This window comes from Paenibacillus sp. GCM10012306 (genome assembly GCF_042649265.1).
GTDB lineage: Bacteria > Bacillota > Bacilli > Paenibacillales > Paenibacillaceae > Paenibacillus_AQ.
On sequence record NZ_JBHRYW010000001.1, the window covers coordinates 425,205 to 441,442 of the forward strand.

At 54.5% G+C, this 16,238-nt stretch carries 8 protein-coding genes; all 8 read left to right on the forward strand.

Going from position 1 to position 16,238, the window contains the following annotated elements; translation table 11 throughout:
• Positions 1–244: 244 nt before the first annotated feature.
• The 8 genes from addB (at position 245) to ACFORK_RS01890 (ending at position 16,119) form a co-directional block, all read left to right on the forward strand.
• Positions 245–3,775: a helicase-exonuclease AddAB subunit AddB gene (gene addB, locus ACFORK_RS01855; protein WP_379195032.1), complete on the forward strand. Its 3,531-nt coding sequence runs from the start codon at positions 245–247 to the stop codon at positions 3,773–3,775.
• Complete coding sequence (locus ACFORK_RS01860; RefSeq protein ID WP_379195034.1) at positions 3,772–7,956, forward strand: UvrD-helicase domain-containing protein; 4,185 nt, start codon at positions 3,772–3,774, stop codon at positions 7,954–7,956. Before addB ends, ACFORK_RS01860 begins: the two co-directional genes overlap by 4 nt.
• A gap of 481 nt (positions 7,957–8,437) precedes the next feature.
• A complete protein-coding gene (locus ACFORK_RS01865) occupies positions 8,438–9,619 on the forward strand; it encodes an exonuclease SbcCD subunit D (RefSeq protein ID WP_379195036.1) in 1,182 nt (393 codons plus the stop codon).
• 1 nt (position 9,620) lies between these two features.
• A complete protein-coding gene (locus ACFORK_RS01870; RefSeq protein ID WP_379195038.1) occupies positions 9,621–13,049 on the forward strand; it encodes an AAA family ATPase in 3,429 nt (1,142 codons plus the stop codon).
• A gap of 432 nt (positions 13,050–13,481) precedes the next feature.
• Complete coding sequence (locus ACFORK_RS01875) at positions 13,482–13,841, forward strand: histidine triad nucleotide-binding protein (protein WP_379195040.1); 360 nt, start codon at positions 13,482–13,484, stop codon at positions 13,839–13,841.
• A 138-nt stretch (positions 13,842–13,979) separates the two neighbouring features.
• Positions 13,980–14,153, forward strand: a complete 174-nt coding sequence (gene rpsU, locus ACFORK_RS01880; RefSeq protein ID WP_005547957.1) for a 30S ribosomal protein S21 — start codon at positions 13,980–13,982, stop codon at positions 14,151–14,153.
• 15 nt (positions 14,154–14,168) lie between these two features.
• Positions 14,169–14,612 carry a GatB/YqeY domain-containing protein gene (locus ACFORK_RS01885; RefSeq protein WP_379195042.1) on the forward strand — a complete coding sequence of 148 codons (444 nt, stop codon included), beginning with the start codon at positions 14,169–14,171 and terminating at the stop codon, positions 14,610–14,612.
• 121 nt (positions 14,613–14,733) lie between these two features.
• Positions 14,734–16,119, forward strand: coding sequence for an NfeD family protein (locus ACFORK_RS01890; RefSeq protein WP_379195044.1), 1,386 nt, complete (start codon positions 14,734–14,736; stop codon positions 16,117–16,119).
• Positions 16,120–16,238: the final 119 nt, after the last annotated feature.

Consider the following 16,238-nt stretch of genomic DNA (forward strand, 5'->3'; position numbering starts at 1 on the left):
TCTATCAGATACGGCGGGCTTTTGCGCGTTTTGGTAGAAAGTTATATAAGCCGAACAAAAGAAAATGACAAAAGCGAAGAGGAATGAAGGGGGAAGTTTGGAACTGTAGGAGCGCAGAACACTTGTAAAACATTTGAAGATCATCCAAACGTATGTTCCGAATGAAGGGTGATATGGTATAATGTTGGGACGAGTAAGTGACTGGAGTTACATTTTTGTTTTGTCATGGGAGGAGTCTTTATTTATGTCGATAACCTTTTTAATCGGACGCTCGGGCAGCGGTAAGACAACTAAAATACGGGAGTCGATTTCCTCTCAGCTAGCGCAGGAACCGCTTGGCGCACCAATGATTGTGCTTGTGCCGGAGCAGGGGTCTTTTGGGACCGAACGGGGGCTGCTCACTGCGGGTGGTGCCAAGGGAAGCATCCGCGCCCAGACCCTGAGCTTTTCGCGGCTGGCTTATCGGGTAAGGCAGGAAACGGGCGGCAGTGCAAATCTTCCGATCAGTGAAGAAGGCAAGAAGATGCTTATCTATAAAATCATCAGCCGCCGCAAGGAGGAGCTGAAGCTCTTCGGACCCTCTTCGGATCGTCCGGGCTTTGTGGAACGGCTGAGCCAGCTGCATACCGAATTGAAGCGATGCTGTATCGGTTCTAATGATTTGAACGAGCAATTGTCCAGTATGCGCGACTCTATTGGTAACAGCCCCATTCTGGCAGGCAAGCTGGAGGATTTATATATCGTATTTAGCGATCTGGAGCAAGAGATGTCGCAGCTGTATATGGACGAAGAGGACCGGCTGGTCGAACTGGCCGAGCAGATTTCACTGTCTTCCTATGTTCGGGGTGCGGAGATTTGGGTGGATGGCTTTCACGGCTTTACCCCTCAGGAATTCAAGGTGCTGCGGGAACTGATGCTGCATGCCTCCAGTATGACAATATCGCTAACCCTGGACAAGTCTTATCCATCCGGTGGTGGGCTGCACGAGCTTGATCTGTTCCATCCGGCTGCGGTGACGTATATCAAGCTCCGTGGTATGGCCGAGGAAGCGGGGCTAGAGGTCTGGGACGAGCTATTATCGCCTCAAGTGCTGCCGCGCTTCAAGGATAGCCCTGTACTCGGCCATCTGGAGCGGGGGTATGACCGCCGTTTGGGCTGGAGTGGACATAAGGGGGACACAGCGCAGTCCATTACCATTGGCGCTGCTGTATCGCACAGGGCTGAAGTGGAAGGGGCCTTGCGCGAAATGCTCAGACTAGCACGGGATGAAGGTGCCAAATACGGCGAAATGGCGGTATTCATGCGAAACATCAGCGATTATGAATCGTTAGTGTCTCCGCTGTTCAACGATTACAAGATACCGTTCTTCCTCGATCAGAAGGTGAATGAGCTACATCACCCGCTAGTAGAATTTATCCGCTCTGCGCTCGATGTGGTGCGGCGTCGCTGGCGTTATGAAGATGTGTTTCGCTGCGTGAAGACCGGACTGCTTCTTCCAGATGACGGGAGCCTGACTAGTGAAGACATGGACAATCTGGAGAATTATGTGCTGGCGTGCGGTATTCAGGGGTATCGCTGGACGGATGGTCGTCCTTGGAGAGGTATTCCCAGCCTTTCGCTGGAAGGCGACAGGACTGTGGATGAAGGCTTGTTGTCTACGATGGAGAAATGTAGGGCAGCCATTATCGGTCCCTTGGAAGCTTTCGAGAAGCGGGTAAAGAAAAGCCGTAGCGGAGAAGATCTCTGCCGGGCAGTATACACTCTTCTTGAGGATGCTGGTACGGCGGGTAAGCTGGAGGAGATGAGCACCCAGGCGCTGAAATCGGGAAAGGCTGCTAGTGTCCGTGAGAACAGCCAGATATGGAGTGCGGTGCTTGATCTGCTGGATCAGATCGTGGAAATGATGGGCAACGAGAAAATGGAGTTTGCGATGTTCGCGGGTGTGCTGGAGACCGGTCTCGCCGAGCTGAAGATGGGACTGGTGCCACCGGCTTTGGATCAGGTTCTGGTAGGTAGCATGGACCGGACGCGTACTTCGGGTGTGAAGTATGCATTTCTGCTTGGATTCAATGAGGGTGTTGTTCCCGCACAATTCAAGGAAGATGGTATTTTGTCCGAGGGAGAGCGTGGGATACTGGAGAACGTTGGCCTGGAGCTTGCTCCGGGGGCATCCCGTAGGCTGCTTGACGAGCGCTTCCTGATCTACAATGCGCTCACAACAGCGAGCCATAAGTTGTGGATTAGCTATGCGACTGCTGACGAGGAAGGGAAGGCCCTTTTGCCGTCTGAAGTGATTCGTCATTTGCAGCTGATGTTCGGGGGCAAGCTGACAGAACGTCAGCTTCCAGCCAGTCCGCCTGCGGCATCAGATGAAGCGGCGCAGACCGTGTTACCCCTGCATATGGACTTTATTGGGGATCCGGAACAAAGTCTGCGCATCCTGATGGTGCAACTGAGACAGTGGCGACAGGGTGTCGATATACCGTCTTTCTGGTGGGATGTCTATAACTGGTTCGCTTCCGGAGCAGAGGAGGAAGCGAAGAAGATACGCCTGAAGCGGCTTCTCGGCTCACTGTTCTACCGCAACGAAGGCACTCAACTGAAGCGGGGGACGAGCCTCAGGCTGTATGGCGGCTCTACGCTGCGTGGTAGCGTGTCCCGGATGGAGAAGTTCTCGGCCTGTGCGTTCTCTCATTTTGCCGCGTACGGTTTACGCCTTAAGGAGCGGCAGATGTACAGACTTCAGGCCCCGGACATCGGACAGCTGTTCCATGCGGCGCTTAGTGAAATGGCGCAGCGGCTGCAAGAGCAGGGCCGTGGCTGGGCCAGCCTGACACCGGAGGAATGTCGCCGCGAAGCCGGGGAGACAGTGGACCGCCTGTCACCGCTGCTTCAGGGTGAGATTCTCCTCAGTACGAAGCGGTACGGTTATATCACCCGCAAGCTGAAGAGTATTGTGGGCCGGGCTTCCGTAATTCTGGGCGAGCATGCCCGCCGGGGTAGCTTTGAGCCGGTCGGACTGGAGCTTGATTTTGGACCGGGTAAAAAACTTCCTCCCCTGCGGATTACACTGCCCAACGGCTGTGTGATGGAAGTGGTCGGGCGGATTGACCGGGTGGATCAGGCGGAAGGGGAGAACGGCATTCTACTGCGTGTAATTGACTATAAGTCCAGTCAGAAGGACCTCAAGCTCCACGAAGTTTACTACGGTCTATCGCTGCAAATGCTGACGTATCTTGAAGTGCTGCTAACCTATTCCGAGGAATGGCTGGGTAAGCCAGCACTCCCGGCAGGCACGCTTTATTTTCACGTCCATGATCCGCTGCTCTCTTCGTCCAACGGCATGAACCGCGAGCAGGCGGAGCAGGAACTGCTGAAACGGTTCAAAATGAAGGGTCTGCTGCTGGCTGACCGTGAAGTCGTATCCTTAATGGACACTACACTCGACAAAGGACATTCTGCGATTGTTCCAGTTGCGGTGAAAAGCGACGGCAGCTTCTACAGCAGCGCTTCTGTAGCAACGCCGGAGCAATGGGGTCAGCTGCTGTCCTCTGTAAAAGGCACAATAGCAGAAATCGGCACCCGAATTACAGAAGGGGACGTAGCCATTCAGCCCTATCGGATTCAACAGGAGACAGCTTGCACATTCTGCTCCTTCAAACCGGTATGCCAGTTTGATGAGAGTATTGAAGGCAGCGGATATAACCATCTCGGCAAGCCGGGCAAGGACGACATCTGGGACCTGCTGTCCCGCAAAGGAGGATTAACGCCGTGAATGTAAGGCCTGCTATAGACAATAAGCCCGAAGGCAGCATATGGAGCGATGACCAATGGCGCGCCATTGCCGAGAGCGGCGATGATATCCTGGTCGCGGCTGCGGCGGGTTCCGGGAAGACAGCGGTGCTGGTAGAACGGATTATTCGTAAAATCAGCCGGGAAGAGAACGGCTTCAGTGTAGACAGGCTGCTCGTTGCCACGTTCACCAAGGCGGCTGCCTCGGAAATGCGGCAGCGGATCCGCGAGGCACTGGACCGCGCGCTGGAGAATGATAATGGGAATGAGCATTTGCGTCGCCAGCTTGCTCTGCTTGGCAGAGCCTCTATTACGACTCTGCACTCCTTCTGTCTGGAGGTTATTCGGCGGTATTATCAACTGATTCCGATTGATCCAGGCTTTCGCATCCTGAACGAGCATGAAGCGGAAATGATGCGACAAGAGCTGTTGATGGAACTCTTGGAAGAGAAGTATGGCGAGGCCGGGGAAGATGGCGGGGACAGTGTGTTCGTCGCGCTGGCCGACTGGTTCAGCGGCGAGCGTACAGATGATGCAGTACACGCGCTAATACAGCGGCTGCATGATTTTGCTCGCAGCCATCCATGGCCGGAGCAGTGGCTGCGCGATACGGCAGCGGACTTCTCGCTGCCGGATACGGAGAGCTTGGGGCGCACACCATGGGTGCAGAGCATTCTCGCAGAGGCGAAGCTGGCCTTGGACGGTGCGGCTAGCCAATTGCTACAAGGCCGGGAAATAGCCCTGCAGCCGGGGGGGCCTGCTCCATATGCCGAGAATCTTGCGGCAGATTTGGATATGGTGCAAGGCTTGCAGGCCGCTTTAAGCGGACGGCCCTGGGCCGAGCTGTATGAGGCTTTCCGCAGCGTAAGCTTCGGGAAGCTGAAGCTGTGCAAGAAGGATGCCACAGATCCTGGGCTGCAGGAGATGGTCAAGGAGTTGCGGGAAAGCGTTAAGAAGACCCTATCCGAACTTCAGAATGCTCTGTTTGGGCGTCCGGCAGAGGCTTTTTTGGCCGAACTGCATGAAGCGGCGCCGCTGATGAAGGAGCTGGCAGAGACGGTCATCGCCTTCGGTGAGCGATACCGGCTGGAGAAAGCCGGCAAAGGACTGGTCGATTTCAGCGACCTGGAGCATTATTGCCTGCAAATTCTCCGTCACCCGGACTCACAGCCGGGCCACTCCATGCCCTCCGATGCGGCGATGGAATACCGCGCCCAGTTCGATGAAGTCCTGCTCGATGAGTATCAGGATACGAACAGCGTGCAAGAAGAAATTGTTCGCTTGATTGCCAGGGAAGACCCGGGGAACCGTTTCATGGTCGGCGATATGAAGCAAAGTATCTACCGGTTCCGCTTGGCGGAGCCAGGTCTGTTCCTAGAGAAATACCGCAGCTTTAGCAGTGCGGGAGGAGCGCCGTTAGAGTCAGCGGACGAGCATCCGGCAGATGGGGCTATAGCTGGGGGAGATCCTGCGATCAGTACCTCCAAGGGAATGGTTATTGACCTGGCCCGAAACTTCCGTAGCCGGATGGAGGTTGTGAATGCCGTGAATATGATTTTCCGGCAGATTATGAATGCGACAGTGGCGGAGATCGATTATGATGAGCGGGCTGAGTTGGTCTATGGTGCCGGTTTTCCAGGAACGGAAGGCAAGAAAGCCGATCTGTATTTTGCTCCGGAGCTGCTGCTGATTGACCGTGGTACATCTGGTGCCGATAGGTCAGAGGAAGAACCTGGGGACGGGGAAGCAGCACCGGAGAGTGAGGTCATCGAGAGTGAGACGGCACAGCTCGAAGCGCGGGCCATTGCCCGCAGAATTTCGGTGATGACCGGAATGAGCGGCGGAACGCCAATGCTCATCTACGACAAAGGCCTCAAAATGATGCGCCCGGTGGCATACGGAGATATTGTAATCCTGCTGCGTTCAGCCAGAATTTGGACACCGCTCATGATTGAGGAGCTTCGAATGGAGGGTATCCCTGCTTATGGCGACCAGAACAAGGGATACTTTGAAGCCACAGAAGTAGAGATTGCGCTCTCGCTCTTAAAAGTAGTGGATAATCCGCGCCAGGATATTCCGCTGGCGGGCGTACTGCGCTCACCGGTAGTCGGTTTGAGTGAGGAAGAGTTGTCTGCAGTGCGGTTGTGCAGTCACGGGACATTCTATGAAGCTGTGCAGGCCGCAACGGCGCTACCAATGGCAGGGTCAGGACAAGCTGAAAATGCCGCAACGGCGCTGCCGACAGCAGAGTCAGGTCAAACTGAGATTGCGGCCGCGCTCAGTAGTCTGGAGGCGCCTGCAGCTTCCTTGGAAGAACTTGATCAATTAGTCAGTGTGCATAATCAGTTGACGATTCAAGAATTAGCAGTAAGTCAATCTGGTCCTGACCTGGCGCCCGAGCTTATAGCCAAGCTCAAGCATTTTCTGGATCAACTGGAGAGCTGGAGACTGGCCGCCCGTCAGGGTAGCCTTAGCGACCTGATCTGGCGTATCTATGGGGAAAGCGGGTATTTGGAATGGGTTGGCGGTCTGCCTGGTGGTGCTCAGCGGCAAAACAACCTGAAAGCTCTGTATGATCGAGCTGTCCAGTATGAGCAGGATACTTCGGCACGCGGTCTGTTCCGGTTCCTGTTGTATATTTCCCGTCTGAGGGAAAACGGTGGGGACTTAGGGATAGCGGGTGGCAGTGGCGAAGAGGGCAGCGGGGTCAGAATTATGACCATTCACAAGAGTAAAGGGCTGGAGTTCCCGGTTGTTTTCCTGGCCGGTATGAACAAGCCCTTTAACCGCCAGGATCTGCACGCTCGGTTTCTAATGCACAAGGAGTTGGGATTTGGTCCGCGTTTTGTGGATCGGGAGACAAGGGTGACTTATCCGACTCTGCCTTATTTAGCAATTAACCGGCGTTCACGGCTGGAACTATTGGCTGAAGAAATGCGTGTACTCTATGTGGGGCTGACCCGTCCCCGGGATAAAATGATTCTGGTCGGCACGATGCGTGACTTACCGCGCAAAGTTGCGGGCTGGAGCGCTGTACAGGGCCGGGAGGAACTGCTGCTGGCAGACCATCTGTTGGCCCGGGGGCGCACCTACCTTGATTGGGTCGGGCCTGCGCTGATCCGTCATCCGGGCGCAGCTATCTTGCGCAAGCTGTCGGGATCGGAAGGTACAGTATCCACAGTGCTTCATGGCGATGCTTCCCACTGGAGTATACATGTAATGGATTCCAACGGACTCAGTTCAGCTGCATTTTCCGAGAGGGATGAGGACAGCGAAGCCGGGGCAGAACGCGAGCTGGCGCTTTCGGCTTTGCAGGAAGGTCAGCCAATTCCAGCTCTAGCGACAGCAGCGAGAACCGAGATTGCAAGCAGGCTTGATTGGGACTATCCATATGCTGCGGCTTCCCGTATACCTGCCAAGACATCGGTTACGGAGCTGAAATCGCTGCTGTCCATGCAAGAACAGCCCTCTTATGATCTGTACGAGGATCGCAGCAGACCTGCTGGTGAAAAAGAGGCTGTTGGTTTGGCATACCGGGACAGTCTGCGCTTGCGGCGGCCCAAGTTTATGGAGCGGCGCAGCCTTACCTCTGCAGAACGGGGAACGGCCTACCATACGGTGATGCAGCATATTCCATTGGACGCGGCGGTGACTCGCACTGTGGTGGAAGAGACCTTGGCCCGGCTGAAACAGGTGGCAATCTTGACGCCGGAACAGGTTGAAGTCATAGATGCGGAACAAATTGCAGCGTTTTATGCTACCGAGCTTGGAAGCAGGTTGCTGGCATCGGAATGGAACCGGAGAGAATTACCGTTCAGTTATATGGTTCCAGCAGATGAGGCTTATCGTGGACTTGGTCCACTGGACGAAGCAGTCTCCGGTCTACCATCATCAGAAGCGGAGACGCCAGAGCATGAACGTGAAGAGGTGTTAATTCAAGGGGTTATCGACTGTCTGTTTCGTGAGGATGGGAGACTAATCCTGCTGGATTACAAGACAGATTCCGTTCTGGAGCATCAGGGTGGCCTGAAGGCACTACAGGAGAAATACCGTTTCCAGCTGGAATTGTATAGCAAAGCTTTGAATGATATTTTGGGAGAAAGCATCAGTGAGATCTGGCTGTATTTCTTCGACGGAGGGCATCCTGTACGGCTTGAAATCTAGCAGGAGTGAATGTCTCACTCTATTATGCGTAGAAGATGAACAAGAGGGGCTACCTCAAAATCAGTATTTGCTTCGTCAAGCAACGGACTACAGAGTCTTTATTGCCTATCCATTTCACCGTTTAGTAGGATAAAGGACCACAGGGACTCTATAGGCATAAAGCTGATCAAAATCCGCTATTACGGAGGAGATAGGTTCACCTGAGTCCACTGCATATTTCAGCGAGTGGCTTCATGCACATAACGACTATGTGGTGTTATGCGTTGCTATGCGGTCCGCTCGCTTCCAGGCGTGAGTTTTTTAACCTTGTGATCGAGTTGCTTTGACGAAGTTGTTTTTAGCAGTCGCTGGTTTTGGGGTGAGCCATATTTTTATATTAATCAGGCCTTTTCAGGTTTGATATAAAGCTGCGATGGTCGTTACGTATAGCTGTCGTGGTGTTATATCAGATCTGAAGCAAGGCGGGAAAAGAGGACAGAAGATGCGGATATTGCACACAGGGGACTGGCACTTGGGGCGTACGCTGGAGGGAAGAAGCCGCCAGCGGGAGCAGGAACAGTTCATGGATGAACTGGTGGAGATCGCGGATAACCAACAAGCTGATCTTATTTTGATGGCGGGAGACGTGTATGATTCTGTGAACCCTCCGGCTGCGGCAGAGCAGTTGTTCTATGATGCAGCAGCACGCCTGACAGCAGGCGGACGGCCGCTAGTAGTCATCGCGGGTAACCATGACCAGCCGGAACGTGTTTCTTCCGTCTCCCCGCTTGTGCGTAGACAAGGAATTACGCTGGTCGGCTTGCCAACCTCTGATCCGGTGACGGTTCAAGTGGCACGTACAGGAGAAGTTGCCAAAATTGCTGCGCTGCCCTATCCATCTGAAGCTCGGCTGGGGGAGCTGCTGGCAGGAGAAAGCGGCGAAGCAGAGCTGCGCCTCGCCTACAGTGCCCGTGTGGGCAAGCTCATGAAGCTGCTGGGCCGAGAATTCACCCCGGAGACGGTCAATTTGGCTATGAGCCACATCTATGTGCTGGGTGGAGTAGAAAGTGACTCTGAACGGCCAATCCAGGTTGGCGGCGCTTATACGGTCGATCCTTCTGCTCTATATTGTGGAGCGCAGTATACGGCCCTTGGTCATTTGCATCGTGCACAACGGGTTAAGGGCGATGGGATGATCCGTTACAGCGGTTCCCCGCTCGCGTACAGCTTTTCCGAAGCGGGACAGGCCAAGTCGGTGACCTTGATTGATGTCGTTCCGGGCCAGGAGCCTGTCTGTGAAGAAGTTTATTTGCGTTGCGGCCGTCCGCTGGTGAACTGGAAATCTAGCGGCGGGCTTGAGGAAGTATACCGCTGGCTGGATGAAGGCAGAGACGCTTCCGCTTTTATTGATCTGGAAATCCGGCTGAACGAAGCCCTCTCGATGAACGATATCCAGCGACTGCGTAAGGCACGGGAAGGAATCGTACATATTCGTCCTATCTATCCACAGATGGAGCAAGAATTGGAACAGGTCTCGCGTTCTCGCATGCCTGTACAGGAATTATTTCGTAAATTCTATCAGCGGCAGACCGGGGGAGCTGAACCGGATGACAGCTTGATTGAGCTGTTCCTGGAGCTTACGGAAGAAGAACGGCGTCAGCCGGAGGAAGGGGAGGAGAACTGACATGAAGCCGATTTCTTTAAAGGTAGCGGGACTTCAAAGCTATAGAGAGCAGCAGGAGATAGATTTTGAGAGTCTGACGGAGACGGGATTATTCGGTATTTTCGGGCCGACAGGCAGCGGGAAGTCTAGTTTGCTGGACGGAATTACACTGGCCATGTACGGCAAGGTGGAACGCGCCGTAGGCGGAACCCAGGGGATTATGAACCATTCCGAGGATCAGCTTAGCGTGGCCTTTACCTTCGAGCTGACCTCTGCCGCAGGCTCGCACCGTTACCGTGTGGAGCGGAAGTTCAAGCGCACGGGTGAACAGACGGTCAGTAATACGATCAGTCGTTTCATCGAGGTTCTGCCTGACGGTGATCAGGTACTGGCGGACAAGCTGGCTGATGTGACACGTTGTGTTGAGGAGAAAATCGGTCTCAAAATGGATGACTTTACCCGGGCGGTCGTGCTTCCACAAGGCAAGTTCGCCGAGTTTCTGTCTCTGCGTGGCGTAGACCGCAGGCAGATGCTCCAGCGTCTCTTTCATCTGGAGCAGTACGGGGACCAGCTTGCCTTGAAGCTTAGCCGCCGGGTCAAGGAGAACGATACGGCGCTGCGTGCGCTGGAGGCGGAACAGCAGGGTCTGGGCAGCGCTGGCGAGCAGGATCTGGAGGCTGCTGCTGAACGTTTGCAGCAGGCGGTGGTCCATGCGGCGGAATGCAGACGCCGGTTGGAAGAAGCGCTGGCTTTGTCGGAGCGCTTCACCCGGATTCGCGAGCTGCAAGGCGAGCGCTCCCGGCGGGAACTGCAGCGGGAGCGCCTGCTGGCCCAGGAAGCAGATATCCTGCTTCTGGAACAGCGGCTCGGCAAGGCTGACGAAGCCGAGAAAAGGCTGCCGCTCCTGCAAGCCTGGCGCAGCGCGGAAGGTGCCCTGAAGAACCGCCAGGCCCGTGCAGAGGAACTGGCGGCCCGAGCTGTCGCCGCCGAAGCCGAGGCGGCGCGCACCGCAGCGGTCGAAGCAGCCGCCCAGGCTGCGCTGGCCGGGGAAGAGCCGGCCCTCCGCGAGGCGGCCGGCACGTACCGGCGGGCGCTCGAGCTGGAAGCCGAGCGCGACTTGCTGCTGCGCGAGCTTGCTGCGCTGCGCGAGCGCAGCGAGGAGGCTTCCCGCAGGCTGAACGCCATGCGGGAAGGGCTGGCCCGGGAGCGGGAGCTTTTGGCCAAGGGCCAAAAGCGGCAGCACGAGCTGCAGCAGAGCCTGCAGCCGCTCGAGGTCCGCTCCCAGGAGCGCCAGTCTCTGCAGGAAGCCATGCAGAGACTGCAAGGGCTGCGCTCTGCGGAATCCCAGCGGGATGCTGCAGAGCGTGAGCAGCGCGAGCGCCAGGCCGCGCTCGCGGACGCGCAGCGCCGCCTGGCCGGGGCTGAGGCGGCGCTTGGGGCACTGGAAGCGGACCGCGCTGAGCGGGTCCGCGGGGCGGTGCTGCACCTTGAAGGTTTGCGGTCGGCAGAGGCCGCCGCGGTGCATGCAGCGGAGACCCTGGAACATGAGGCCGCTGCGCTGGAAGCTGCACTGAAGGACCAGGAGATACATCGCCTGTCTCTGTCACTAGCCCGTGATCTGGAGGAGGGCGTCCCTTGTCCGGTCTGCGGCAGCCAGCATCACCCAGCTCCTGCGACACTTCAAGACAGCGGGGTGCCGGTGGGACAGGAAGCTTTGCTGCAGCAAGTCCGCAGCAGGTCCAAGGCTGCGCTGGAGCTGCGTCTTGGCTTCCGCAGTCAGCGGGAGCAGGATATGACCTGGCTGGAACAGATTTATGGCGGTGAAGTCACCCAGGCTTGGGATCATCCAGCCGCGGCAGGCCGCGAGATGTTGGGCGAGACAGGGCAAATGGATCAGCTGTTCACAGAGTCCGCAGGAGAGTCAGCAGCGCTGCTGTCTTCACTGGACAGCAGTCTGACTAGCATGAAGCAGCGATCTGCGGAGCTGCGCCGGACGGCAGCTGAATGGCAGCGTGCCTTGCAAGAAGGCCAGCAGGCCTGTCACAAGGCGGCAGCGGCTGTCCAGGCGGAACAAGCCTGGGTGGAAGGTATAACCGCCAAAGCCGGTGAATTAACCCAGCAAGCCGCAAGTCTACGGCAAAGCTGGAGTGAGCAGTTCCCGGAGCTAGCTCCTGAAGATACAGAGAACGCATACCGTGAACGGCTCCAAAAAGACGAGCAGGCCGAGGAAATTCGTGGGCGGCTGAATATTAGCGTGAAGTTCCTAGACGATAAAGCAGCTGCTATTCAGGAACTTCAAGAAAGTATCGCTGTGCTCGACAGGGAGCTGGCCCAGTGGAATGCTCAGCTTGAAGGCAAGGATGCCCTGTTGCGTGAGAAGAAAGCCCGGCTGGTCCAGTGGACGGAGGGGCGGCCTGCGGCTGGGCTGCTGGCGACTTGCGAGCAGCGCTTGCAGGAGCTGCTGGCAGCTGTGGAGGACGGTCAAAAGGCTTACCGTGCTGCTGCAGATGCAGCGCAGCAGGAAGGCAAAGAGGCGGCTATAGCTCAGCAGGCGGCAGACTCCGCTCAAGAGCACTATGCCACTGCGGCCAAAGCCTGGGAGGATAGTCTAGTATTATCGCCGTTCGCGGAAGCAGCCGAAGTTGAAGGTGCAGCGCTGTCGGCAGAAGCGCGGGGCGTTGCGGCAGCCCGTGTAAAGAATCACCGGGACGATGAAGTGGAAGTGAATTTACAGCTTCGTGATATTGAGGAGAAGCTTGCTGGAGCCCAGCTTAGCGAAGTGGACTGGGCGGAGAGTCAGGAGACGCTGCGCCGCTGCAAGGAAGAGGATGAACTTTCGCTCCAGAACCGGGCCCGCGGGGAACGTGATCTGGAGGATTTGCGTCATCGTCATATTCGCTGGAAGGAGCTTGAGACTCAGCGACTGGAGCATGAAGCTCTGCAGGACCGCCTGTCCAAGCTGCAGTCCTGTCTGCGCGGTAATGCTTTTGTGGAATATATCGCTGAGGAGCAGCTGATGCAAGTCTGTCAGGCGGCTTCCCAGCGCCTACGTTACTTGAGCAAACAGCGTTACGCGCTAGAGGTTGATTCCGGCGGTGGGTTCGTCATTCGCGACGATGGCAACGGCGGAGTGAAGCGCCCGGTATCAACGCTGTCTGGCGGCGAGACCTTTTTGACCTCACTATCGCTGGCCTTGGCCTTGTCTGCCCAGATTCAGCTGCGTGGACAGTATCCACTCCAGTTCTTTTTCCTGGATGAAGGCTTCGGCACACTGGACCCTGATCTGCTGGATACCGTGATAACTTCGCTGGAGCGGCTGCATAATGATCAGTTGTCCGTAGGCATTATAAGCCACGTTCCAGAACTGCGGGCCCGGCTGCCGCGCAAGCTGGTTGTTGTCCCTGCCGAGCAAGGTGGAGGAGGGTCACGTATTATTTTGGAAAAAATGTGAGGTTTGGCAAACAGTGTGATAACAGTCACAGAGACAGTACCACCCCCCTGTTATAATACAGCTAAGCCGACATCATTTTTGAAACACCTCGGCGGACGTATGACCGGGAGCAAGACTCCTTTTCATACGCCCGCCGCCGATCAGCTTTCTAAGCTGTGAAGGGTGTTTCTTTTTTTTGTCCTTTTGAGTGGTTTGTTGAGCTGTAGCAGATACAGTTATCAAAATTTATTTATAGAACGCATTAAAGTGATAAACAAAGCCACGGAAAAAAGAGAGTGTATGATAAGACTGTTTGAGGTTTAATTTCACTTTAATACAACCGCCAGTTAATACCGTCGACAGGTTTTACAGTAGCAGGCTCTGTCCGACTTTCGTTAACCATGATTATCCTGTATGATAATAGGACAACCAATTCGGGGAGGAAGTCGCAGTATGGAAACCATATTCAGCAAAATCATTGAGGGCAGCATTCCCTCTAACAAAGTATTCGAGAATGAGCGCATTTTGGCCTTTCATGATATCGCGCCTGCGGCTCCGGTGCACGTGTTGATTATCCCGAAGAAATACATTGGGTCGATGAATGAGGTTACGCCTGAGGATCTGCCGCTGATTGCCGAGATTCACAGTGTCGCCCAGCAGCTTGCCATTCAACTTGGGATTGCGGAATCCGGTTATCGGTTGATCAACAATAGCGGACCTGACGGTGGACAGACTGTACCGCATTTGCATTACCACTTGCTCGGAGGGGCCAAATTGGGCGCTCTGACGGGAATCTCGGATTCCCATGAGTAAGACTGAAGAGTTGATTTGAGGGTATGTTATAAAAAAAAGGTGTTACACAGTTGACACTGTATTTCTGTTTCACCTATAATGAAAGTTGATGAACCGTGTTATGCTCTTGGACGGTCTGGTCGGAGGGAGGGAAAACTGGTGTCTGAAACTAAAGTTCGCAAAAACGAGACAATTGATGCTGCACTTCGTCGGTTCAAACGCTCCATCGCTAAAGATGGTGTCTTGGCTGAGGTGAAGAAACGCAAGCATTATGAAAAGCCAAGCGTAAAGCGCAAGAAGAAGTCTGAGGCTGCTCGTAAGAGAAAGTTTTAGGAGGAATACCCAAGCATGAATCTTAGCGATCGATTGAACGAAGATATGAAGCAAGCGATGAAGAGTAAGGACAAGTTCACACTCTCCACCATTCGAATGGTTCGTTCTACGATAAAGTATCTTGAAATAGATTTAAAGAGAACATTAGACGACAGCGAAGTGCTTGATATCCTTAGTCGTGAAATCAAACAGCGCAAAGATGCCCTCCAAGAATTTGAGACAGCGGGTCGCGACGAGCTTGCCGCGAGTACGAAGGCAGAAATCGAGATTATCATTAAGTATCTTCCCGAGCAACTTTCCGAAGAAGAAATTAAAGTAATTGTACAGCAGACCATCCAGGAAACCGGTGCTTCTTCGAAAAGTGAAATGGGTAAGCTCATGAGCGCGCTAATGCCGAAAGTCAAAGGTCGCGCCGATGGTAAGCTTGTGAACCAAGTGGTTCAGCAATTTCTGCAATAATAGAACGTCAGCACCCCTTTTTATAAGGGGTGTTTTTCTTTGTTTTGAAACGAATGCTCCCGACTTTCGTACTACTGATTATGTGCTTATGTCCATTTTTCTAAGAAGGGAGGGAGAAGAGATGAGAGGGCTTCGTAAAACTACATATGCCTGCATTGCAGGGTTGCTGTTTCTGCTGTTGTTCGTGCCGCTGTCATCCCTGGCAAGTGCTGATGTTGATCCACCTAGGCAGCCTGAGCTGGCAGCTGGAGAGTCCGTCAAGGGGCCGGTCTTCATCATTCCTGTTGATCAGGCAATCGAACGGGGTCTACAGAGTTTTCTGGAGCGGGGTTTTGCGGAAGCGAACAATTACGGTGCGGTGCTGATTGTGTTGGATATCAATACGCCAGGAGGTCAAGTTAGTGCGGCTGAACAGATTGGTAAGCTAATTAGGGAAAGCGCTATCCCGGTGCTAGCTTTTATTAAAAGTGATGCAGCTTCCGCGGGCAGTTACATTGCACTGAACGCCGATAAGATTGTGATGAAGCCGGGGAGTATGATTGGATCAGCCTCGCTGGTGGACAAGAGTGGAAGTCACGTTGAGGACCCGAAGCTGATATCCTACTGGAAATCAAAGATGATGGGGGCTGCGGAGCTGAACGGCCGGGACCCGGAGATTGCTGCGGGAATGACCGATATTAATCTTGTTGTAGAGAAGCCGAAGCTTGGCGTGAGCAAGGGTAGCGGTGAGATTATTGCCCTTAGCAGCGATCAGGCGCTAAAAGCTGGTTATGCTGATTACATAGCAGACACTCCGGAAGAAGCGATAGTCTGGATGGGGTATACTACGGACGATATTTTTCGGGTGCAACACACCGGTGCTGAGAAGATATCGCAATTTCTGACTAATCCGGTTGTTATGACGATTTTGCTGTTCGTCGGCATTGCAGGGGTCGTTATTGAGTTGATCGTTCCTGGGTTTGGAGCGCCTGGCATTATCGGAACATTAGCCTTTACCCTGTATTTCTTCGGGAATTATGTGGCAGGTTTCGCTGGTTCCGAGACTTGGCTGCTGTTCATCCTTGGGCTAGTCATGCTGGTGCTGGAGCTGTTCATGCCGAGCTTTGGCATCTTGGGACTGTTAGGGTCGGCAAGTCTTGTGGCAGGAGTGGTCAGGGCGGCTTACAGCTACACGAATGCGCTGCTTAGCCTTGGTATTGCTTTTGCGGCAGCGACGGTGGTCATTATTATTGTGGCCGTTGTATTCAAAGAGCGCGGCATCTGGAACCGGTTCATTCTGAAGGAAAGTCTGACCAAGGAGCAGGGTTATATACCTGTGCTTGAGAAGCTGAATCTCGTCGGTGGGATTGGGGTCAGTCTTACTCCACTGCGTCCGGCGGGCACCGCTATGGTGAATGGAGAACGGATAGATGTGGTCACCGAGGGTAGTTTTATTGCTGCTGGTGCTGAAATCTCCGTAGTGACCGTGGAAGGTGCACGGATTGTGGTTAAAGAACTGGCTAAGTAAGGTGAACTGAAGAAAGGAACGAAAAGGGGAGAAGGAGTGAAGGGGAAGATTGGAACTGTAGGAGCGAAAGCGATCGCCTTTGTCTCCGGATTTCAACCGCATAAGCGATTAGTTTAGAT

Coding starts and splice junctions, on each gene's coding strand:
- ACFORK_RS01865 (WP_379195036.1), top strand. CDS start 8,438: ATGCGGATATTGCACACAGGGGACTGGCACTTGGGGCGTACGCTGGAG.
- ACFORK_RS01875 (WP_379195040.1), top strand. CDS start 13,482: ATGGAAACCATATTCAGCAAAATCATTGAGGGCAGCATTCCCTCTAAC.
- ACFORK_RS01890 (WP_379195044.1), top strand. CDS start 14,734: ATGAGAGGGCTTCGTAAAACTACATATGCCTGCATTGCAGGGTTGCTG.
- ACFORK_RS01885 (WP_379195042.1), top strand. CDS start 14,169: ATGAATCTTAGCGATCGATTGAACGAAGATATGAAGCAAGCGATGAAG.
- ACFORK_RS01870 (WP_379195038.1), top strand. CDS start 9,621: ATGAAGCCGATTTCTTTAAAGGTAGCGGGACTTCAAAGCTATAGAGAG.
- addB (WP_379195032.1), top strand. CDS start 245: ATGTCGATAACCTTTTTAATCGGACGCTCGGGCAGCGGTAAGACAACT.